20 protein-coding genes and 1 other RNA gene are annotated in these 21,867 nt (G+C 47.6%); 8 read left to right on the top strand and 13 right to left on the bottom strand.

The features are described 5' to 3' along the window. A partial coding sequence (locus L5M38_RS02065) for an integrase core domain-containing protein (protein ID WP_263146819.1) occupies positions 1–239 on the top strand: 239 nt, incomplete at its 5' end. Beyond that, complete coding sequence (locus L5M38_RS02070; protein ID WP_263178180.1) at positions 184–645, top strand: AAA domain-containing protein; 462 nt, start codon at positions 184–186, stop codon at positions 643–645. The genes L5M38_RS02065 and L5M38_RS02070, both read left to right, overlap by 56 nt. A gap of 590 nt (positions 646–1,235) precedes the next feature. Here L5M38_RS02070 and gcvP read toward each other — a convergent pair. From gcvP to L5M38_RS02100, 6 genes are all read right to left on the bottom strand, one after another. Continuing rightward, positions 1,236–4,124: an aminomethyl-transferring glycine dehydrogenase gene (gene gcvP, locus L5M38_RS02075; protein WP_263178181.1), complete on the bottom strand. Its 2,889-nt coding sequence runs from the start codon at positions 4,122–4,124 to the stop codon at positions 1,236–1,238. Positions 4,125–4,246: 122 nt separating this feature from the next. Next, on the bottom strand, positions 4,247–4,636 hold the full coding sequence (gcvH, locus tag L5M38_RS02080; protein WP_011845766.1) for a glycine cleavage system protein GcvH: 390 nt from the start codon (positions 4,634–4,636) through the stop codon (positions 4,247–4,249). Positions 4,637–4,661: 25 nt separating this feature from the next. Beyond that, entirely contained in the window at positions 4,662–5,756 is a 1,095-nt protein-coding gene (gcvT, locus tag L5M38_RS02085) for a glycine cleavage system aminomethyltransferase GcvT (protein ID WP_212599688.1), read from the bottom strand. Positions 5,757–6,009: 253 nt separating this feature from the next. Continuing rightward, positions 6,010–7,233 (bottom strand): FAD-dependent monooxygenase, encoded by a 1,224-nt coding sequence (locus tag L5M38_RS02090; RefSeq protein WP_263178182.1) that lies wholly within the window; start codon positions 7,231–7,233, stop codon positions 6,010–6,012. Positions 7,234–7,275: 42 nt separating this feature from the next. After that, the gene (ubiH, locus tag L5M38_RS02095) at positions 7,276–8,517 is read right to left on the bottom strand and encodes a 2-octaprenyl-6-methoxyphenyl hydroxylase (protein WP_263178183.1); all 1,242 of its coding nucleotides are present in this window, start codon (positions 8,515–8,517) and stop codon (positions 7,276–7,278) included. Positions 8,518–8,696: 179 nt separating this feature from the next. Further along, positions 8,697–9,272 carry a UPF0149 family protein gene (locus L5M38_RS02100; RefSeq protein WP_105252998.1) on the bottom strand — a complete coding sequence of 192 codons (576 nt, stop codon included), beginning with the start codon at positions 9,270–9,272 and terminating at the stop codon, positions 8,697–8,699. A gap of 235 nt (positions 9,273–9,507) precedes the next feature. Here L5M38_RS02100 and L5M38_RS02105 point away from each other — a divergent pair, with 235 nt between their 5' ends. The 3 genes from L5M38_RS02105 (at position 9,508) to L5M38_RS02115 (ending at position 10,816) form a co-directional block, all read left to right on the top strand. Next, on the top strand, positions 9,508–9,810 hold the full coding sequence (locus L5M38_RS02105) for a cell division protein ZapA (protein ID WP_105250206.1): 303 nt from the start codon (positions 9,508–9,510) through the stop codon (positions 9,808–9,810). A 117-nt stretch (positions 9,811–9,927) separates the two neighbouring features. Beyond that, positions 9,928–10,108: non-coding RNA, 6S RNA (gene ssrS, locus L5M38_RS02110), on the top strand. Between the two features lie 9 nt (positions 10,109–10,117). After that, entirely contained in the window at positions 10,118–10,816 is a 699-nt protein-coding gene (locus tag L5M38_RS02115; RefSeq protein ID WP_263178185.1) for a 5-formyltetrahydrofolate cyclo-ligase, read from the top strand. Positions 10,817–11,019: 203 nt separating this feature from the next. Here L5M38_RS02115 and folM read toward each other — a convergent pair whose 3' ends face one another. Further along, complete coding sequence (gene folM, locus L5M38_RS02120) at positions 11,020–11,760, bottom strand: dihydromonapterin reductase (RefSeq protein ID WP_263178187.1); 741 nt, start codon at positions 11,758–11,760, stop codon at positions 11,020–11,022. A gap of 266 nt (positions 11,761–12,026) precedes the next feature. Here folM and L5M38_RS02125 point away from each other — a divergent pair, with 266 nt between their 5' ends. Then, the gene (locus tag L5M38_RS02125; RefSeq protein WP_173247430.1) at positions 12,027–12,425 is read left to right on the top strand and encodes a thiol-disulfide oxidoreductase DCC family protein; all 399 of its coding nucleotides are present in this window, start codon (positions 12,027–12,029) and stop codon (positions 12,423–12,425) included. Positions 12,426–12,521: 96 nt separating this feature from the next. Here the strand turns inward: L5M38_RS02125 and mdh are convergent, their stop codons facing one another. Beyond that, positions 12,522–13,457 (bottom strand): malate dehydrogenase, encoded by a 936-nt coding sequence (gene mdh / locus L5M38_RS02130; protein WP_105250210.1) that lies wholly within the window; start codon positions 13,455–13,457, stop codon positions 12,522–12,524. A gap of 294 nt (positions 13,458–13,751) precedes the next feature. Between mdh and argR the strand changes: the two genes are divergently transcribed. After that, positions 13,752–14,222 (top strand): transcriptional regulator ArgR, encoded by a 471-nt coding sequence (gene argR, locus L5M38_RS02135; protein ID WP_006080175.1) that lies wholly within the window; start codon positions 13,752–13,754, stop codon positions 14,220–14,222. A gap of 147 nt (positions 14,223–14,369) precedes the next feature. Here argR and L5M38_RS02140 read toward each other — a convergent pair whose 3' ends face one another. Further along, positions 14,370–15,002, bottom strand: coding sequence for an NAD(P)-dependent oxidoreductase (locus tag L5M38_RS02140; protein ID WP_263139682.1), 633 nt, complete (start codon positions 15,000–15,002; stop codon positions 14,370–14,372). A 106-nt stretch (positions 15,003–15,108) separates the two neighbouring features. On the opposite strand from L5M38_RS02140, the gene L5M38_RS02145 reads away from it, so the two are divergent. Continuing rightward, positions 15,109–16,011 (top strand): LysR family transcriptional regulator, encoded by a 903-nt coding sequence (locus L5M38_RS02145; RefSeq protein ID WP_263178188.1) that lies wholly within the window; start codon positions 15,109–15,111, stop codon positions 16,009–16,011. A gap of 73 nt (positions 16,012–16,084) precedes the next feature. On the opposite strand, the gene L5M38_RS02150 is transcribed toward L5M38_RS02145, so the two are convergent. From L5M38_RS02150 to L5M38_RS02165, 4 genes are all read right to left on the bottom strand, one after another. Then, a complete protein-coding gene (locus L5M38_RS02150; protein WP_263178189.1) occupies positions 16,085–17,020 on the bottom strand; it encodes a Dyp-type peroxidase in 936 nt (311 codons plus the stop codon). A gap of 248 nt (positions 17,021–17,268) precedes the next feature. Continuing rightward, complete coding sequence (gene ggt, locus L5M38_RS02155; RefSeq protein ID WP_263178191.1) at positions 17,269–18,981, bottom strand: gamma-glutamyltransferase; 1,713 nt, start codon at positions 18,979–18,981, stop codon at positions 17,269–17,271. 145 nt (positions 18,982–19,126) lie between these two features. Then, positions 19,127–20,206, bottom strand: a complete 1,080-nt coding sequence (locus tag L5M38_RS02160) for an ABC transporter ATP-binding protein (RefSeq protein ID WP_263178192.1) — start codon at positions 20,204–20,206, stop codon at positions 19,127–19,129. Next, positions 20,206–21,837: an ABC transporter permease gene (locus tag L5M38_RS02165; RefSeq protein ID WP_263178193.1), complete on the bottom strand. Its 1,632-nt coding sequence runs from the start codon at positions 21,835–21,837 to the stop codon at positions 20,206–20,208. The genes L5M38_RS02160 and L5M38_RS02165 overlap by 1 nt, the downstream gene beginning before the upstream one ends. Between the last annotated feature and the right edge of the window lie 30 nt (positions 21,838–21,867).

A 21,867-nucleotide genomic window follows, 5' to 3' on the forward strand; every position in this document is an offset into this window, starting at 1 on the left:
GTCGTCGCGGGAATTGTTGGGATAACGCACCAATGGAGCGTTTCTTTAGAAGTTTGAAATCTGAGTGGATACCCGCCAGTGGTTATGGGAATTTTACAGAAGCAGATAAAGAGATCACAAATTACATCACTGGATATTACAGTGAGACCAGACCCCATCAATATAATGGTGGGTTAACGCCAAATGAGTCAGAACGTTTATATTGGAATGACTCTAAAACCGTGGCCAATTTTACTTGACCACTACAACGATGCAATCGATGAAGATAATAAGCGAGCCATAAGCAAACTCATTGCTCGGCATTCATTAACTCTTAATAAACAGCACTTCGCCCAATTACATGAGCTGTGCAATTCATGCACAAAAAATGACGTTCAATACAAAGTCCAAAGTATCGACTCGATTAAGGGATTGGATGCCGATACGTGTGTAATCATACTTAGCTCTAACACCCTGAAATACTTAACCCAAAATGGTATTGGCAAAGCGAATCGTTTTAATAAAGAGTGGAAACGAGTCTATGTAGCTCTTACTCGTGCCAAGAAGAGGTTGGTTTTGGCATTAGATCACGATTTACTCGCTAAAGAAGACATGGTGGCAGTTAGGGATTTGATAGGTGAATTGGGGTTTGTCAGTCATGATTAAGAATCAATCTGGGCTATTTTCATCCAGAAGAGTGTTAGGGAATAAATGAGGTCAGAGTAAACTTAAGATAGTTACACTAATGACCTTCTAAAACATGGATGTTGAAGCAAAGCCTACAGGAAGGCTCATGTTTAGATAATAGGCGGCACGTCACTTGTTGGGCTATTAGAAGAGCGTCAAGGGCTAAAAGCAGAACAGGTATAACTCTTCATTCAATGGTTACACCAGAACAGGCATTGTTGCACCAGTGACCTTCTAAAACAGGATGTTTTAGTAGAGCCTACAGGGATGTATCCACGGCGTGTCACTGGTGTAACAGTGCAAGAGCCTGCGGCAGGCAATTAACAACACCGCATTATCAGCGACTTATAAAGCTAATTAGCAGCTCAATCCCAGCAGAATTAAAACTAACCAATAAAAAAGCGAACCGCTAAGGGTTCGCTTTTGTATGTCCATAATTGCGTTGCTGGCGAAGCTAATGCAAGGCGGATTGAAAGCTTTCGCGCGGAGTTGACTCCTGTCAAACTCTCGATTTCGAGCTATGCGAAAGCCTCATTCAACGCCGCAGTAGCTAGCCTAAGCAGCAATTATTATTCGTAGTCTGATAATGGCGCACAACTACACATTAGGTTGCGGTCGCCGTACACGTCATCGATACGATTGACAGTTGGCCAGAACTTGTTAGTGCGTACTGCAGCACTTGGGAACACGGCCACTTCGCGGCTGTATGGACGCGTATCAAACTCTGGGTCCATGATATCGGCCATAGTGTGCGGTGCGTTGTGCAGCGGGTTGTTGTCCACTGGCCATTCACCTGATTCTACTTTGGCAATTTCGGCGCGGATTGACACCATAGCGTCGATGAAACGATCGAGTTCCACCTTAGATTCAGATTCCGTCGGCTCAATCATCAGGGTTCCCGCAACAGGGAAGCTCATGGTTGGTGCGTGGAAACCGTAGTCATTCAAACGCTTAGCGATATCCATTTCGGTCACACCTGAGGCTTCTTTCAGTGGGCGTAGGTCGATAATACATTCGTGCGCGACGCGATCGTTACGGCCACGGAACAATACTGGGTAGTGTTCAGACAGCTTCTTCATCACATAGTTAGCGTTTAACAGCGCAGTTTGGGTCGACTTTTTCAGGCCCTTTGAACCAAGCAGCTTAATGTACATCCAACTGATCGGCAGAATGCCCGCGCTACCGTAAGGTGCAGCCGATACGGCGCCGTTGTTGTCGCTCACGCGGCCCGGTTTAACCACAACGTGGCCGGCAACGAACGGCGCTAAGTGGGCTTTCACGCCGATTGGGCCCATACCTGGACCACCACCGCCGTGTGGAATAGCGAAGGTTTTATGCAAGTTAAGGTGTGATACGTCGGCACCGATAAAGCCAGGAGACGTTAAGCCAACCTGCGCGTTCATGTTAGCGCCGTCTAAGTACACTTGACCGCCGTGCTGATGCACTATGTCGCAGATTTCGCGGATAGATTCTTCATACACACCGTGGGTCGATGGGTAAGTGATCATGATGCAAGACAGGTTTTCAGCCACTTCGGCGGCTTTGGTCTTCAGATCATCTAAATCGACGTTACCTTGCTTGTCACAGGCAGTAACTATCACTTGCATACCGGCTAATTGCGCCGATGCAGGGTTAGTACCGTGGGCAGATTGCGGGATCAAACAGATGTTTCTGTGCGCATCGCCGCGTGACTCATGGTATTTCTTGATGGCTAACAAGCCAGCGTATTCACCTTGAGCGCCAGAGTTAGGTTGGATACACACAGCGTCGTAGCCTGTAATGTTCACTAACCAAGTCGACAACTCTTCAATCAACTGAGTAAAGCCTTTGGCTTGATCCAGTGGGCTGAATGGGTGCATGTTGGCAAATTCTGGCCAGCTCACAGGGAGCATTTCAACCGCTGCGTTTAACTTCATGGTGCAAGAGCCCAGTGAAATCATCGAGTAGTTAAGTGCTAAATCTTTGCTTTCGAGACGTTTGATATAACGCATCATCTCGGTTTCGCTTTGATAGCGATTGAAGGTTGGGTGGCTTAAAATCGCATCTTGGCGCACGAGTGCCGCCGGAATCGATTGGCTACCTTGGCTCACGATTTGCGCGTCTAACGCGGCAACATCTAAACCATGGCCGGCACCTAAGATCACATCGAACAAGGCTTCGATATCTGTGCGCAACGTGGTTTCGTCTAAGCTCACGCCCACAATACCATCGGCATCGAAACGTAGGTTCATTTCAGCAGCCAGTGCGCGTGCATTGACGGCAGCAACATCTAAGCCTTTGATGCTAACTGTATCAAACCAAGTGCTGTTGACTAAGTTCACGCCCTTCGCTTTTAAGCCTGCCGCTAAAATGTCGGCGAAACGGTGAATGCGTGACGCGATAGTTTTCAGGCCATCTGGGCCGTGGAATACGGCGTAGAAAGACGCCATATTCGCTAGCAGAATTTGTGCAGTACAAATGTTTGAGTTGGCTTTTTCGCGGCGGATATGTTGCTCACGAGTTTGCATTGCCATACGCAGTGCGCGGTTACCACGGGCGTCTTTTGACACACCAATGATACGGCCAGGCATAGAACGTTTGTGCTCGTCACGGGCAACGAAGAAGGCCGCGTGTGGGCCACCAAAACCCATTGGCACGCCAAAACGCTGTGCACTACCAAATACCACATCGGCACCCATAGCGCCCGGTGATTTCAGTAATACCAAGGACATAATGTCGGCGGCGACAGTCACAACCACATTCTTCGCACGCAGAGTTGCGAATAATTCAGTGAAGTCAGTGATTTGACCGAAACGGTTAGTATATTGGAACAAAGCACCAAACAGCTCATGGTTAACGGCCTCAGATGCAGGGCCAACCACCACTTCAAAACCAAAACACTCAGCGCGGGTTTTCACTACGTCTAAGGTTTGCGGGAACACATCATCGGCAACGAAGAAGATATTGGCTTTTTTCGCTTTAGAAACGCGCTTTGCCAGCGCCATCGCTTCGGCAGCAGCAGTTGCTTCATCTAACAAAGAAGCAGAAGCCAAATCTAAACCCGTTAAGTCCATCGACACTTGTTGGAAATTTAGAATGGCTTCTAAACGGCCTTGGGCGATTTCTGGCTGATATGGCGTATAAGCCGTGTACCAACCTGGGTTTTCAAATACGTTACGCAGGATCACGTTTGGCACTTGAGTGCCGTAGTAACCCATGCCGATATAGCTCTTAAATACTTGGTTTTGTTTCGCTAAACCACGAATGTAAGCAATGCCTTCGGCTTCGCCGCAGGAATCACCAATGCTCAGATCTTGGCTTAAACGGATCGACTCAGGCACAATTTGCGCGGTCAGATCGTCCAGAGACTCAGCACCAACATAGTTCAGCATGGCTTGCTGTTGGCTGCTATCTGGGCCGATATGACGACGTAGGAATAAATCGTGCTGTTCTAACTGAGTGAGGGTTTGCTTGGTCATGATAAACCTTGTTCCAGATTTGCCGAAATTCAGAACTGTAGGGTACTGATTAACGGACTGTTGTTATGTCAATCTTGCGCTAAAACAAACGAAGCCCCTTAGGGCTTCGTTAGCGTCGACGATTATTCTTCGTCGATAACAGCTTGGTAGCCTTCAGCATCCAGCAGAGCGTCGACTTCTGATTCGTCAGAAGGCATTACGCGGAAGAACCAGCCTTCGCCGTAAGCACTGCTGTTAACGAGTTCTGGCGAATCTTCCAGCGCTTCGTTCACGGCAATCACTTCGCCAGAAATGGGGGCATAAATGTCAGACGCCGCTTTTACTGATTCAGCTACAGCACAGTCTTCACCCGCAGTCACAGTGTCGCCAACTTCTGGGAGTTCAACGAAAACCATGTCACCTAACAGCTCTTGGGCGTGCTCAGTGATACCTACTGTGTAGCTACCGTCTTCTTCCTTGCGGATCCATTCGTGTGAAGAGGCGTATTTCAGTTCTGTCGGAATATTGCTCATTGTTCTTGTTCCTTGTTCCGTTTTTTTAAAATGCTTGTTTACCGTTGCGCACAAAGTTTGGCGCCACTACTCTAACAGCCACACGTTTTTTACGCATTTCGACTTCCGCAGTATCCCCAATCGAGCTAGGAACACGTGCCATCGCAATAGAATAGCCCAATGTTGGCGAGAAAGTCCCGCTGGTGATCACGCCTTGTTGCTCTACACCGGCTGAGTCGGTGAAAAATACTGGCATATCATGGCGTAACACGCCCTTTTCTTCCATCACTAGACCAACAAGTTTGCTGGTTCCGGCATCGCGAAGTGTTTCGAGGGCTTTACGGCCGATGAAGTCACGGTCGTTTGGTTCCCATGCAATAGTCCAGCCCATGTTGGCGGCCAATGGGTTGATGGTTTCGTCCATGTCTAAGCCGTAAAGATTCATACCAGCTTCGAGACGCAGCGTGTCACGGGCACCAAGACCACAAGGTTTAACCCCTTGATCTAACAATGCTTGCCACAAGGCTTGGGCTTCATCTTCTGGGACGATAATTTCGTAGCCCGCTTCGCCTGTGTAACCCGTAGTCGCAATAAACAGTGAGCCTGCTTGCTTACCGAAGAAAGGTTTCATGCCTTCGATGGCGGCGTTTTGCTCGGCACTGAACACGGCAGCGGCTTTCGCTTTTGCGTTAGGACCTTGAACGGCAATCATCGCCAGCTCAGGACGCTCAGTCACAGTGACATCAAAACCTTGGGATTGCTTGGCGATCCAAGCGAGATCTTTTTCGCGGGTCGCTGAGTTCACTACCACGCGGTAGTTAGTGTCAGTGAGGTAATAAGTGATGAGGTCGTCGATGATACCGGCATTGTCATCTAACATGCCGCTGTATAAGGCTTTACCTGGCACTTTAAGTCTAGCCACATCGTTCGCCAGCAACTTACGTAGAAATGCACCAGCGTCGCTACCTATCACATCAACCACAGTCATGTGGGATACGTCGAACATACCCGCGTCTTGACGCACAGCGTTGTGTTCTTCGATTTGTGAACCATAGTTGAGGGGCATATCCCAACCGTGGAAGTCGACCATCTTAGCGTTTGATTCTAAGTGCTTGTTAAACAGAATAGTTTTGTTAGCCATTGTTATCCCTTTTTGCGGCCTTTTTCAGGTCTCTGCCTAGTGTAGGGTGTAGATACTAGGGTCTAAAATGCGGCGAAATTATACCTTGCGTCACAAATTTGTATACAAGAGATTTTTCTAATCCGAAGTCATTGTCATTAGATTTTCTCATCTTCAATATGTAATTTTTTTACATGCGAAGGCCAGATTTGCGCAGCTTGCAGTCAATATGCTGATATTAGCGGCAATTCTGATCACATTAGCGCAACCTAGGCTAACGGCACAACTTAGGCAGTGCCGACTTATTGCCCATGGCCTGTTGTATGAACACTGTTTTCAGCCCAGCGACATTATCAACCAGATTTAATCCCAGATCGCGAATCGCCTTTTTGACTGGGTTTGAACCTTCGAATAGGCGTTTAAAGCCCTCCATCGCCGCGATCATCTCCATTGCATCGGCTTTGCGCCAACGTTCAAGTGCACGCAGCTGGGCATAATCGCCGATATCTTTACCCGCTTGCTGTAATTCGCTGATCACTTCGATAATGCTGGCCGCATCTAAAAAGCCGAGGTTCACCCCTTGGCCAGCCAGCGGATGGATAGTATGGGCTGCGTCACCTGCCAGCACTAAACGGTGGCGGGCAAAATGGCGGGCGTAGCGCATCCGTAATGGGAAGGCTTGGCGCTCGCTTTCCAGCTTGCAAATCCCTAAACGACCGTCGAAAGCAGCGGTTAAGTTGCGCTCAAATTGCACTTTGTCCATTGCCAATAATTCAGTGGCGCGCTCGGGCGGCACCGACCAGACGATAGAGCAGAGATTGTCTTCATACAGAGGTAAAAATGCTAGCGGGCCGTCCTGCAAAAACACTTGGCGGGCGGTGGCAAGGTGTGGCATTTCGGTGCGAATAGTTGCGACGATTGCGTGGTGGCCGTAATCCCAAAAGGTCAGCGGGATCTTGCACTGCTCGCGCACCCAAGAGTTGGCGCCATCGGCGGCTATCACAAGTGCGGCACTGACACTTTCTATTTCAGAATCGACGCCATTGGCAAGGGTCAACCAAGCTTCGCGCTCACCAAAAGCAATGCGCTCTATGCGTTGGTTTTGAATATGGGTGATATTGTCAAACTCACTGACACGTTTGGCGAGGGCAAAGCTAATGGCATCGTTTTCGATAATCGCGCCGAGACTGGTTTCGCTGATGCTGTTGGCATCAAAGGCAATTTTACCGAAACCGTCTTTATCCCACACCGCCATTTTTTGATAAGGCGTGGCGCGGGAAGTGTCTAAATAACTCCATGCCCCTAAGTTTTCTAACAAGCGCTGGCTCGCCTTATTGATGGCGCTCACCCGTAAACGCGGCTCGCCGCTCACGGCCTCAGTGTGGCCCGCATCGATAACGACGACATTCAGATCGGCCTGCGCCAATCCAATCGCGGTGGCGAGTCCCACCATGCCGCCACCCACAATGGCGATGTCATAGGCTTGTGAACTTAACATGGGTACATCCTTTTCGCGTTGCGATACCAGTAAATTGCTGAGTTATTTCCAGCCCATTGCCTTTTGAGCTACGGGGGTTTTCAGTGGCGGAAACCAAGACAAAAGCCGTAATCCCAGATTACGCCCCAGCGCCATCGGCCAATATTGGTTTGAAAAGCCACGGACTAAAAATTCGATATTGCGGATAGTGCTGTTTCTGTCGTGCTCGCGGGCATTAAGGTACGCATGGGTCACAGCGGCGGAGCCGATATCGTCACCCTGCGCGAGCGCCGTTTGGATCACCTCGAGCAAACTCACCACATCCCGCAGTCCTAAGTTAAACCCTTGCCCCGCAATCGGATGCAGTGTCTGCGCCGCATTGCCGATAAACACACATCTGTGATGAATTGGCCTTGGCATATAGGACAAATTAAGCGGATACGCATGGCGCGCGCTGACATCGATAAACGTGCCCGCACGATAACCAAAGGCCTGTTGCAGCGCCGCTAAAAACTCAGCCTTAGGCGCGTCTTGCATCTGTTTAGCCCGCACATCATCAAGCGCCCACACGAGAGAAAAGCGAGGTTGACCTTGAATATCGGCCATAGGCAACAACGCTAAGGGACCCGTTTGGGTAAAGCGCTCATAGGCCCAATGTTTGTGAGGCCTATTGGTTGGCAAATCGGCAGTTTGAATATTGGCAATAATGGCCGTTTGCTCAAAGGCCACTTGGGTCACAGGCAAATTAAAACTGCTGCGCACTTTGGATTGCAAACCATCAGCGGCAACCACAAGTTTGGCTTTAATTCGCTCGCCCGTATCGAGCACTAAGGTGTGACCTTCAACGGCGGGTTCTACTTGGGCAAGCTTGGCGGGGCAATAGAGTTTGACATTACTCTTATTCAACTCGTTAAACAGCACTTGGCCAACTCGTTCAAGCTCAACTACTTGGCCTAGGGCATCTAAATGAAACTGCGCCGCATTGAGTTCTGTCATGCCAAAGTGGCCGCGATCCGACACATGGATATTTTCAATCGCAGTGCCCAAATGGGCGAGCTTTTGCCATAAACCTAAACGGGATAATTCGAAAATAGAACCGTGGGCGATAGCAATAGAGCGGGCATCGAACCCGGGGTGTTGCTTATCGGGAAGGTGCGCTTCGATTAAGGCGATAGAAAGTGGCCGAGCTGCGGATAAAGAAAGACGCGCGAGAGCTAACGCTAGTGTCGCCCCCGCCATCGCACCGCCTACAATTGCGATGTCGACGTGTTGAACTGAAGTATCCATGTGATTTGTGGCCGTCATGGGGATCTCATTCAAGCTTTGGCATAACACTAAGGCATGTAAACAGAAAAGATGTAAACATCAATGCTATGCACTCAAAAACACCAGTGCTATGGACTCAAAGGCAGGTTTGCCCACCTTTGACATCTAATGAAGCCACTACTGTGTTAACTTATTGAACATTAAACAACTACGGTAAATTAATGCACCACCGCAGTATCGTCAGCCTCGCCATGGGGAAGCTCAGGACCAAACTCCGAGTAACACATGATGGCTGCAATACGTACAAACTCGAGTAATTCAGTGTAAGCGGCTTCGGATTCTTCATCGTCGGCAACATCAAATTCCACTTGGGCAATTTCCGCCAAGTCTTTGATCACTTCACGTACTTCTGCCGAGGCTTGATTCAGTTTCGGCTGAATAATCGCCATGCCAGTCAAAAAACTCTGGGTCCACAGGGACAAGGCTTCAACACGTTGGCTGAGCGGCTCTTCTTCTTCGGGCAACAGCGGCATGAAACCAAATTCAAAATCCACTAAACGCGTCACTGAATCGTTAAACAAATCACACACTAATTGGTGCAACTGTGCTGGCAAAGGTTGACCATCGTTCATCAGGTCGAATAAAGGCTTGATCCAAGTGTCGCCAGTTTGCTCTACACCACCGCAGATTAAACCGACTAAAGCACCGTGAACTTCTACCGGATGCTGGCCGATTTCAGCCGCATCTAAGGCGAGTTTTAAGCTGTCGATACGTAACGAAGGAGGGGTTGCCATATCAGATCCCAATAAGATTTTTCCAGCAGCAATGCTAGCAGAGATAAAGACTTGAACCAATACTGAATCCCAATAATGGCGAAATCGGCCACGCCCTGATAAAAAACTATCCAACTGCTCACACAAACAGCAAACAAAACCGTCAAAGACCAATCCATTTGCGGCTTACCTTGCACTTTTAAGATCAGCCCTATATAGTCCGCCCTAAGAGGCTAACGAAAGGATCACCCGCGACATGAGTAACAGTGCTGTTGAAATTACCCTACTTGGGCGCACCTACTCTATCGCTTGCCCGAAAGGTCAAGAGGATGCCTTACGTACGGTAGCGTTAGGAGTTGAACAACAACTCAGTGCGTTAAAAACCCGAACCAATAGCCTAAGCCGTGAAGAAATTGCGATTATGGCGGCGCTGAATATTGGGCACGAGTTGTTCCAAGAAAAGCAAAAAAATAAGCACTATATGCAACAGATGGACGACAGGATCAGCTTGCTGCAGTCGACCCTCGAAAGTGCCTTAGTTGAGCGTTCAACTAAATAGATTTAAACTGTGCACCTTAGTGATTTAACACTCATTGAGTTAAACCAACTGACGCACAGTGAATGGCTAAACTTGCTTATTTAAATAAACCAATGCTTTAGCGATTCAATACCGTTTTGCTCCCTGGGATGCATGCCAACTGGTAATGTCCCTGTGCCGATAATTTTTATCTCAGGGTGAATGCTTTACTGACATTGTGCATGCTCGGCTTGTACCGAGAAGCCTTAGGAGGTAATCATTTACCCGCCTTGAACCTACGGTTCAAGGGCTACACCGGTAGCGGCATTCTGGGGAGCATCTTAATTCTATGTCTACATCTTCCAAACTTTCTCATTTGAATACCCAAAGCGACACGGCGCACCTTGCCGTAGAAGTCGCTGATGCCGTAGATGTCGCAAACTATGCGGCAAATATCGCACTCCATACAAAAGAAAGCCGCAATCTGTTACGCAAAACCATTCGCACCGCCCGTAAATCTCTCTCCGAAATAGAACAAACCCAAGCAAGTTTAAACGCCTGCCAGCGAATGCTCGATGCATTGCAGGCCAACAAAGCGCAACATGTGGCATTATATCTCACCCATGATGGCGAACTCGCCACGCCACCGCTGATCGCTGCGCTGTGGCAAATGGGCATAAACACCTATCTGCCTAGGTTACATCCCTTCAATGCCGGACAATTGTTATTCCTGCATTACACCGCAGACACCCCCATGCAGGCGAATCAATTCGGCATCTTAGAACCTAAATTAGATGTGCGCGCCATTATCCCAGTGACAGAATTAGATGTTGTTATCACACCATTAGTGGCGTTTGATTTAATGGGCAATCGCATGGGCATGGGCGGCGGTTATTACGATAGGACGCTGGCGAACTGGCAGCTTAAGGGTAAACCTTTGCCTATGGGTTACGCCCACGACTGTCAGCAAGTGACGAGTTTACCCTGCGAGTATTGGGATGTGCCTTTACCGTTCATCATCACCCCAAGTCGGGTACTGACATTTTGAAAAAGAAGGATCTAGAAGCTAGGGCGCTTCGCTGCTAGAAAAAGCAGAGCGTTGCTCCATAACTGCTCCTGCACTCTTTTTATTAAAGAGTTCTACCTCCTACATCTGACCACTATGGAGGGTGAAAATGTCATATTTGGTATGAAACAAAATAGATCATGCAGTCGTTCGCTCCTTCTAGAATCTAGATTCTAGAACCATCTCTACCTTAAATGCCGGCCGCCGTCGACATTATGGCAACGACCGGTGACGTAGTGGCTATTCAGCAGATATTCCACTAAGTCGATAATTTCTTCATTCCCCGCCTCTTTCGGCAACAGCGCTTTGGTTAAGGTTTTTTGCTGATAGGCAGCGTCATCACCCGCATTAAATAGGATCATCGCTGGCGCAATCGAATTCACTTTGACCTCAGGCGCAAATTTGGCGGCAAAGGATAGCGTCATATTATGCAGCGCGGCTTTACTGGCGGCATAGGCGATATGCTTCTGACTGCCCTTCTCTGCCACATAGTCAGTAATATGAATCACATCACTGCCGCCGATTTCATCGCCAGCACGTAGCTGCGCCTCTAAGGCCAAGTTCAACTGATAGGGCACGCTCACATGCACTTGCATCATCCGCTGCAGCACTTCACTCATTGTAAAAGTGGCACTCTTTAAAGGCTCATTCTTTGTAAGCACAGGATCAGGCTGCCAGTCTGAGGCATTGTGAATAATGGCGCGAATTTGCGGCAATTTAGCTAACTCAGCAATTAAGGATCTCACTTGGACATCATCATAAAAATCGCAGGGATACAGGGTCGCACCTAAGGCGTTCAGCTCATCAATGCTAGCGTAATGGCTGCGATAAGTACCAATCACGCGCTGACCTTGGGCGAGAAAATGTTTGGCTAAGGCGTAACCTATGCGCTTACCCACGCCTGTGATAATGATGGGAGATGTCATACCTATCCTTTTGAGTCGTTATTTGTCAGGCTTTACCTTGTTCACTTAAAAATCAGCAATCAAGTTAAACTGATGAATAACCAAGATGTTACTGCACTCGTTTAAATTTAACCTAATAAAAAGCCGAATGAGATGCGGATCCGTTCTACAATCGCTTCGATCTAAAACCCTTTTTTCTGCGTATAGGGTAGAAGAAAACCAAGCTTAAGTACTCAAGCCAAGAGCTTAGACCAAGTATTGTGATCAAGTCATCAGAGGTAATACCGATGGAACTGCGGATTTTTTACGATGGGAATTGTCCATTATGTAGCGCCGAAATGCGTCAACTGAAAGCGCGCGATCCGAAGAACTTGATTGCGCTTGAGGATTTAAATGCGCCAGACTTTAGTGAGCGCTTCAGCCATATCGATAGAGACTACGCCAATACGATTCTCCATGGCGAAACCGCAACGGGCGAAGTGTTACTCGGGTTAGATGTCACTTGTAAAGCGTGGGCACTGACAGGGACGCGCGCTTGGATCCAACTATTACGCCTGCCCGTGATTAAAACTGTCGCCGATTGGTGCTATCTCAGATTCGCAAAACACAGATATCGCATCTCTTATTTACTGACGGGCAAAGCCCGCTGCGACGATAATTGCCAAATTCCCACTAAGCGCCGCTGAATTAGCTTGGTAAAGTGTAAAACCCAGGCATAAAAAAAACGGAGCTCAATGGCTCCGTTTTTAATTCCTCATAATCTAAAAAGATTATCCGAAATATTATTTAACGAAATCAACGCCTAGTTTGATATCGCCTTTTAGCGTATCTAACATAGAATCACGAGCGTTAGCTTCGAATGCACTCACTTCACCGTAAGGCAGTACTTTTTCAATACCGTTTTTGCCTAACAGCACAGGTTGTGCGAAGAATTCAGCATGCTCGCTGCCGCCGTCAACATAGGCGCATTCAACAATGTTAGCTTCGCCTTGCAGACCACGAACCAGAGACAGACCGAAACGGCAAGCCGCTTGACCCATAGACAGAGTCGCGCTACCGCCACCGGCTTTAGCTTCAACCACTTCTGTACCCGCGTTTTGGATGCGAGTCGTCAGACTTGCCACTTCTTCGTCAGTGAAAGTCGCGCCTTCAACTTGAGACAGTAATGGCAGAATGGTCACGCCGCTGTGGCCGCCGATCACATTCACTTTAACGTCAGCAACGTTCAGGCCTTTTAATTCGGCGATGAAAGTTTCAGAACGGATCACGTCTAGAGTCGTGATACCGAACAGACGGTTTTTATCGTAAACACCCGCTTTTTTCATCACTTCTGCAGCGATAGCTACAGTCGTGTTAACTGGGTTAGTGATAATGCCAACCAAAGCCGTAGGGCAAGTTGCCGCTACTTTTTCGATCAGGTTGCGAACGATACCGGCATTGATATTGAACAGATCTGAACGATCCATACCAGGCTTACGTGCAACACCAGCAGAAATTAGAACAACGTCAGCACCCACTAGGGCAGGCGTTGGATCTTCACCAGCAAAACCTTTGATTTCAACAGCAGTTGGAATGTGGCTCAAGTCAACCGCAACACCCGGAGTTACCGGTGCGATATCATATAGAGACAATTGTGAACCCGCAGGCAATTGAGTTTTTAACAGTAGGGCAAGAGCCTGGCCGATACCACCAGCAGCACCAAGTACAGCAACTTTCATAGTTATCTCCGTTATTTCTCGGATATGTGTGACATGGATCTAATTTGCGTTGGCGTCACATTACTGGAATGTCACAACAATTTCAATTATCCCTTAGTCGTGGGGCAAAAGAATTCCGGAATAACGTAGAAGCAATGTAGAACAATTACTCAAATTGGGATTTTTACGCCCCCTACAAACGCTTAACCACTGAGAGCTAGTGAATTTTTATTCAACCAATCTGGTTATTTGTTGACAATTTTTCTAAAAATATTCAAAATGGGCCTGTTTTTTTGAATAACGAATAATAATATTATGCAAACGACCAAGAATCAGGATGACCTTGTTAGAATTTTTAAGTCGATTTTAAAAGAAGAGCGCTTTGGCTCTCAGAGTGAAATCGTCACCGCCTTGCAAGCTGAAGGCTTTGGTAATATTAACCAATCAAAAGTGTCACGCATGCTCAGCAAGTTCGGCGCAGTGCGGACTCGCAACGCTAAGCAAGAGATGGTGTATTGCTTACCAGCCGAATTAGGCGTACCCACCGCGGGTAGCCCACTGAAGAATTTGGTACTCGACGTCGATCACAACCAAGCGATGATCGTCGTGCGAACTAGCCCAGGTGCCGCGCAGCTGATTGCCCGTTTATTGGATTCTATTGGTAAACCAGAAGGCATTTTGGGTACGATTGCCGGTGATGACACTATCTTTATTTGCCCATCGAGCATCCAAGATATCGCCGATACCTTAGAAACCATCAAATCTTTATTCAATTACGCAGAATAAAAAAACAGGTCAGTGAGCTGACCTGTTCTATTTTATCTGTACATTTTGAAGTGCAATATAGCGCTGGTTATTTGGCCATTGTCCCGATTACGTTACACATTCCAGCACAATATCTAACTCACAATCTCTAACTCAACTATAACGATATCAGTAAGCCACACTGATGCGCTGGTTTGGGTGAGCGCCCTTTTCGGCTTCATCTACCATGGCTTTTGCGTAATCGGTTACAGAGATACGGCTTTGACCATTAGCATCGGTAAAGAAGCTGTCGCCACCAAGGCGATATGGACCTTCACTCTCGCCAGGATAAATCTCAGCGGCTGGGCTCACAAAGGTCCAATTAATTGCAGTTTGCGCCGCACGGAATACCTGCAAGGCTTCACCCTGAGCTAACGCCTCATCTTTATATGCAGCGGGAAAATCTGGGCTAGAAACCAAAGTCACCCCCGGTGCCACTTCTAAACTCCCAGCACCACCGACCCACAATAAACGTGGCACGTTAGCGTTAGGCAGCACATCCAGTAAATGCTGAACCGTACTCGCCACTAGACCATGATTTTGTTGGGCGCGGCCACCAACGGCGGCAATCACGACATCTACGCCAGCAAAGGTATCGGCGACCAATGGCTGCTCTAAATCCACGGCACGTACTGCCACATCAGCCACGGATAACTTGCTTGGGTCACGCACTAACGCTGTCACTTGATGTCCACGACTCTGTGCTTCTTTTAAAATTGCACCACCGATCCAACCCGTTGCACCTAAAATTGCGATTTTCATTTCATTGTCTCACTCAGATGATTTACATTGGATCCAGTTTACTTGCAGTTTTTCACCTAATAAACATCAATAATTGAGCATGATTGTTTCAATATAGGATACTAATGTGGATAAAATTGCCGCAATACGCAGTTTCGTCGAAGTAGCAAACTGTGGCAGCTTTACCAAAGCTGCCGAACATTTAGACCTCAGCCGCCTGCAGGTTTCCCGTCATATTCAAGAAGTGGAGCAGTGGTTGAGTTTACGCTTATTACACCGCACCACGCGCAGCGCCAGCTTGACTTTGCAGGGTGAGGAAGCGCTACAATTTTGCCAGCGGATCTTAAGTGAAGTTGCTGCCATGGAGAGTCGTGCCCACAGCCATAACAGTGAACTGGTAGGCAATATTCGTATCGCTACGCCTATTGGTCTTGGGCAGCACAGTCTATTTGATGTCGTCGATCGCTTTATTAAAATTCATCCTAAGGTCAACATTCAACTGGTGATGTCGGACAGTTTTGCGCAATTGGTAGATGAAAGAGTCGACGTGGCGCTACGTTATACCGAGCAGCCCGATGAGAATCTCATAGCTCGGCGTTTGATGACCATAGATGCGGTACTTTGCGCGGCGCCGAGCTATCTTGATAGCGCAACGCCACTCCTCGAACCCATTGATCTACTGGCCCACAACTGCCTCATACACTCAGCGCAACAAAACTGGCCTTTTCTAAAAGAACTGCAAGCCGAGCACGTCAAAGTTACAGGGAATCTTAGGGCTAACGATATGGGAGTGTTGGTCAGTGCGGCGCTACGTGGACATGGCATAGTGCGTTTACCCTGTGACTTGGCTAACCAGTACCTTGCCAGTGGTCAGCTCAAAGAAGTCCTACCTGAATTTACGACACCAGGCCAAACCCTGTGGGCAGTGTATTTGTCCCGCAGTTATCAGCAAAATCTAGTGCGCGCCTTTATCGATTTCACCGCCCTGCAATGGCAGCTCGATATCAAAAAATGGGTTCCCGCGCATTAGCATAAAAAAACGCACTTAGGCGTTAGCTTAAGTGCGTCTCGATTGATACTAATTCGGCTTGATTATAGAAAGCTTATTCGTCGAACTGCAGCATAAAATCCAATGCAGGGGCAAAGAAAGATGAACCTGTCATCGCCTTAGTAAAATGCATCAAGTGATCATGATTGCCTTCGCCATCACCAAACATCATGCTATGCAGCATCTTTTCAAAATGTTCTGGCGTGCGGCAGTTAGAGATAAACATTAATCCCTGCTCCTTCAGCGAACCATAGGGCATACTCTGACGCAGGATCTCCATTGACTTACCAGCGGCATCTTTAAGATTAACGCGCTTAATATGGCTGGTCAGTGGCTTATCTTCAGATTCATACTCGATATTATCTTGCTTAGTACGACCGATTATATCCTCTTGTTTTTTAACTGGTAACCTATGCCACTTACTTAAGTTATGGGCATATTTTTGCACATGAATATAGCTGCCACCCTTAAACTCAGGATCCTCATCACCCACAAGTGCCACTTCCTGGCGGTGGCGCCCCTTAGGGTTTTCGGTGCCATCGACAAAACCAGTCAAATCACGGCTATCCATAAATCTAAAGCCACGCTCTTCTTCAACTAACTCCACTAAGTCTTCAAACATTTGGCTGATTTCATTCGCCACTAAATGCAGAATGTCGTAACGATCACTGCGAATATGCACGAATAAATCATATTCAATTGCAGGCGCTTCACGACTGCCCACTTGCATCGCAGGGAAAGGTTTAAGCAGTTCAGGGCGAGCAGTAGGATAGAGGCTATCCCAATAATTAGCACCAATACCAACAAAACCATTGAATGCACTGTCGGAATATTGATCTGTCAGCTCATAAATATACTGCGCAACGTTGGCAAGACAGGGACGTAATTGCGACTCGACATTGTCATTGGCATTAAACATCAAATAGACACTGTGTAAGTTCCCCTCTGCACACACACCCAACTGTTCACGCGGCATATTTTGAATATCCATTTGGTTATCACCCTTTTTCTAAATTCATTTTCGGCAATATTATCCGCAACTTTACCTAAAAATGACATTAACTAACGCACAGTTTGCTCTGATCTGTTTATGATAATGCCAATAGCGGAGCATTATCCCACCCCAGACCCTTAAACATAAAAATTGACGAGACCATTAAAGTCTCGCCAATCAGTTAAATCGAATCCATGACGTCAGGTTCACTCAGTATTGAGCTTACCTTAGCATTTATCTTAGTGTTAATAGCCTGCGGCGTGACCATCCTTGCGACTCTCAGAGGCCGCACGATATACGCCAGTTTCGGCATTAAATCCAATGGCTTGATAGCCACCAAACTCCCCAAGTCCATCACGCAGCACATGGCCTTTCTTAATCAACTCACGACGGGTTTCTACCGGAAAACCTGATTCCAGACTGACGTAGCCACCATCATTCATCACTTCGCCTGTGGGCTCGGTTGAACCCATATGCAAAATTCTGGGGGCATCGCCCGCTTCTTGCAAGTTCATTTTAAAATCAATCAGATTCATTACAATCTGCGCGTGCATTTGTGGCTGAGTCGCTCCGCCCATCACCCCAAAGCTCAGCCAAGGTTTACCGTCTTTGGTCACAAAAGCCGGAATAATGGTATGGAATGGACGCTTGCCCGGTGCGTAGGTATTAAAACGCCCTTCCGTTAAATCAAACATTTGCCCGCGGTCTTGCAGCACAAAGCCGAGATCCGGCGGTGTCATCCCTGACCCCATACCACGGTAATTACTCTGAATGAGTGACACCATGTTGCCATCTTTGTCGGCAGTAGTCAGGTACACAGTATCGCCATGTTGCAACGCTGGATTACCCGCATCGACACTTTTGGCGGCTTTTGTAAGGTCAATCAACTTAGCGCGATCATAGTTATATTTCTGTGAGATAAGCTCGGTAACGGGCACTTTATTAAAGGCCATGTCGGCATAAAACTTAGCTCTGTCGGCAAAGGCGAGTTTCTTTGCTTCGACAAATAAATGAACATATTCAGGACTATTAAAGCCCATGGCAGCCACATTAAAGGGCTCCATAGTTTTTAAGATTTGTAGCGCCGCAATGCCTTGACCATTAGGTGGCAGTTCCCACACATCGTAACCACGGTAGTTCACCGAAACGGGATCTATCCAGTCGCTAGTATGGCTCGCTAAGTCATCATAACTTAAATAACCACCTTGGGATTTCATGTACTTATCGATACTTTTGGCGATATCACCTTTATAGAAAGCATCGCGGCCGCCCTTGGCAATTTTCTCATAGGTGTTAGCAAGCGCGGGATTTTTAAAGATTTCCCCTACGGTAGGCATCTTACCATTAGGCATATAGGTTTCTTTAAAACCGGGGAATTTAGCCAGTTTTTTACCACTGCCATCAAGGTAATAGGCAATCAACTCTGACACAGGGAAACCATCACGGGCGTAATGAATGGCAGGCGCGAGGTTATAAGCCATAGCTAATTTACCAAACTTATTATGCAGCTCATACCAACCGTCCACAGTGCCCGGTACAGAAACAGGCAAAGGTCCAAGCGGCGGTAAATAGTCTAATCCGAGGGATTTAAGCTTTTCTAAACTTAAGGATTTGGGACTGCGCCCCGATGCATTAAGACCATAGAGGCGTTTATCTTTTGCGCTCCAGACGATAGCAAATAAGTCCCCGCCGACACCCGAGCCCGTTGGCTCGACTAACCCTAACATGGCGTTAGCGGCAATCGCTGCATCGACCGCACTGCCGCCCTGTTTGAGTATATCAATAGCGACTTGCGTGGCTAAAGGCTGACTGGTCGCCGCCATCCCTTGGGTTGCATACACTTCTGATCGCGTTGCGAAGGCTTTACCTGTGATCCTATCCATGGCCATCACTCCTGAAGACGATATTGCCGTTGCTACAATAACGAGGGTGCAAATTGAATTTATTGTTTTTATCATAATTCCTCCAAAACCGGAGGATAAAAGTAGCAAGGATGGTCGAAAATATCACCAACCAATACCGCATAGACCCAAGTTTAACGTAAGCAAAAATGTCGTACTTTAGTTGGCTATGCTATATCAGCATTGAATAAATACTCATCGCTTAGATTGGGTCCCCACAGTTTGAATATGCTGAAGATTCAAACAGCACAAGCGAATGCGGCTCAGTCGTTACCCCAACCTTTTGACCGATACTTAGCTGCATCATTTGGCTACGCACCTCCACATAATAAGCATGGGAAGCGGCCTCAATTTTGACCCAATAATGACAAAAGGCGCCTAAGAAACGTCGCTCAGTGATAGTACCTACGCCCTGTTCATCGGCGCTGAGCGTCAATTGCTGTGGTCGCAAGAATACTGTTCCGCTGAACTCGCTCGGCAAATTTAATGGCGTGAGGCTGGTTAAATGACCTATGGGAGTGACAACACTGTGCCCATCAAACACTGCTGCAGGTAAGTAATTACCGCTACCTAAAAAGTCCGCCACATAGCGGCTGTTTGGGGCAGCATATAAAGCTTCGGCACTACCATGCTGCACTATGATGCCTTGATTAAAGATGGCTAAAGTATCTGCAAATACAAAGGCTTCATCCTTGCTATGAGTAACAAACACCGCGCTGACATTACGCTGTTTTAAGATGCTGCGAATTTCCGCCATCATCTCGTAGCGCACTTGGGCATCAATATTGGAAAAAGGCTCATCGAGCAGCAATAACTCCGGCTCATAGGCAAGTGCCCGCGCAATCGAAACTCGCTGCTGCTGACCGCCAGATAATTCATGGGGATAACGCTGTGCCAACCCTTCAAGTTTGACCAAGGTTAGCATTTCATCCAAACGTGCCTGACGTTCTGCGCCCGACAATCTAGCCACCCCAAAGAGGATATTTTCCGCCACAGTCAAATGAGGGAAAAGCGCATAGTCTTGAAAAATCATGCCGATGCCGCGCTGCTCGCTAGGTACAAACTGGCTATCGCCACTCACTATGCGACCATTAATCTGGATTTCACCTTGGCTTATGGCCTGTAATCCAGCAACTGCACGCAATAAGGTCGTCTTGCCACAACCGCTTGGGCCTAACAACGCCAAGATTTCCCCTTGGGCGAGCGTTAAACTCAAACCTTTAAGTACTTGCTGGCCCTGATAATCGCTATGAATTTGCTTAAGCTTGAGCGTACTTGTCATCAGCTGTGATGCTCCAATGAACGGTTTAAATAAATAAGCGGCACTAAACCCACCAGTACAATCACAATAGCAGCTAATGCGCCGTGCTCGAGTTTTTCATCGGACGCAAACTGGAATACATAAGTTGCAAGATTCTCAAAGCCGATAGGCCGCAGCAATAACGCAGCGGGCAGTTCCTTCATGCTTTCGATAAACACCAATAAAGCACCTGCAAACAATCCCTTAGCAAGTAAAGGCAAATGCACCCGCCGCAAAAGTTGCCTAGGAGTTTGCCCCATGGTCAGGCTCACCATGTCTAGCGATGGCGAGATGCGTTTATAACTGCTTTCAACACTGCCAATCGCAATTGCCACGAAACGTACACAAAAAGCAAAAATCAATGCCATCACACTGCCTGTAAGGATAAGACCAGGACCTGCTATGCCGACAAGATCCGCCAGATCGTTAATCGCAAAATCTAACATAGTTAAAGGCACTAATACCCCAATAGCCAGCACAGTGCCTGGTAAGGCATAGCCCGTCGAAGCTAACCGTGAGGGCAAAGCATCACTCTGTCTTGGGCTTATCCGGCGAACGAACATAAGCAGTAAGGCGATTAAGCAACAGAGTAAACTGGTGATCAGCGCAAGACTGAGGCTGTTAAGACTCAATTGCCAAAAACTCTTATCCCAGCTTTGTTCAAAGTAACCAATCGCATAGGAAAATAAAATCCCGAAAGGTAACAGAAAGGCTAATAGCAATAGCATGCCGCAAAAGCTGAGTGCGACCAAGGTTTGAGTCATCGAGAGTCGATACAAGTCAGTGACTTGTATACGTGATTGTTTTTGGAATAACTGCTGTTTACGACGGGCAAAACGCTCAAATCCAATCAGGCTAAACACTACCAGCAAGATAATCGCCGATAACTTAGCGGCGGCGGTCAAATTGCCATAACCCAACCAAGTGTCGTACACGGCTGTCGTTAAAGTAGGCACGGCAAAATAGTTAACCGTTGCAAAATCAGCGGCCGTCTCCATCGCCACTAAAGCCACCCCAACGGCGAGCGCAGGCCTTGCCATAGGCAAAGATAAACGCCAAAAACTTTGCCACGGTGAACAGCCCATAATGCGCGAAGCATGCGCCAAACTTAAGGATTGCTCCATAAAAGCGGTACGCGCCAAGAGATAAATATAGGGAAACAAAACCAGCGACAACATACACGCCGCGCCGCCTAAGGTACGAATATCGGGGAAGAAATAATCCTGCGGTGAGTTCCAACCAAATATCGAACGAAGACTGCGCTGCACTGGCCCAGCATAATCGAGTAAATCGGTATAGACGTAGGCAACAATATACGCAGGCATAGCGAGGGGCAATAATAGCGCCCATTGCAAATATCGCCTGCCGACAAATTCACAACGAGCCATCAACCAAGCGCAGGGTAACGCGAGTAATAACGCCCCCAGACTCACCCAGAAAATCAGCAATAAACTATTAATGATATATGTCGGCAGAACCGTTGCCATCAAGTGCCCAAACACGGCTTCGTCAGGCTGAAAAGCTTGAAATATCAACGCAAATAGTGGCAATACCAGCAAGGCGGCCACGGCATAACCAGCAAGCGACCAGCTTCTGGCTAATCCTAAAATCATGTCAATCCTTAAAACGTCACAGCGCCAATC

This window comes from Shewanella sp. SM101 (genome assembly GCF_025654465.1).
Taxonomy (GTDB): domain Bacteria; phylum Pseudomonadota; class Gammaproteobacteria; order Enterobacterales; family Shewanellaceae; genus Shewanella; species Shewanella oncorhynchi.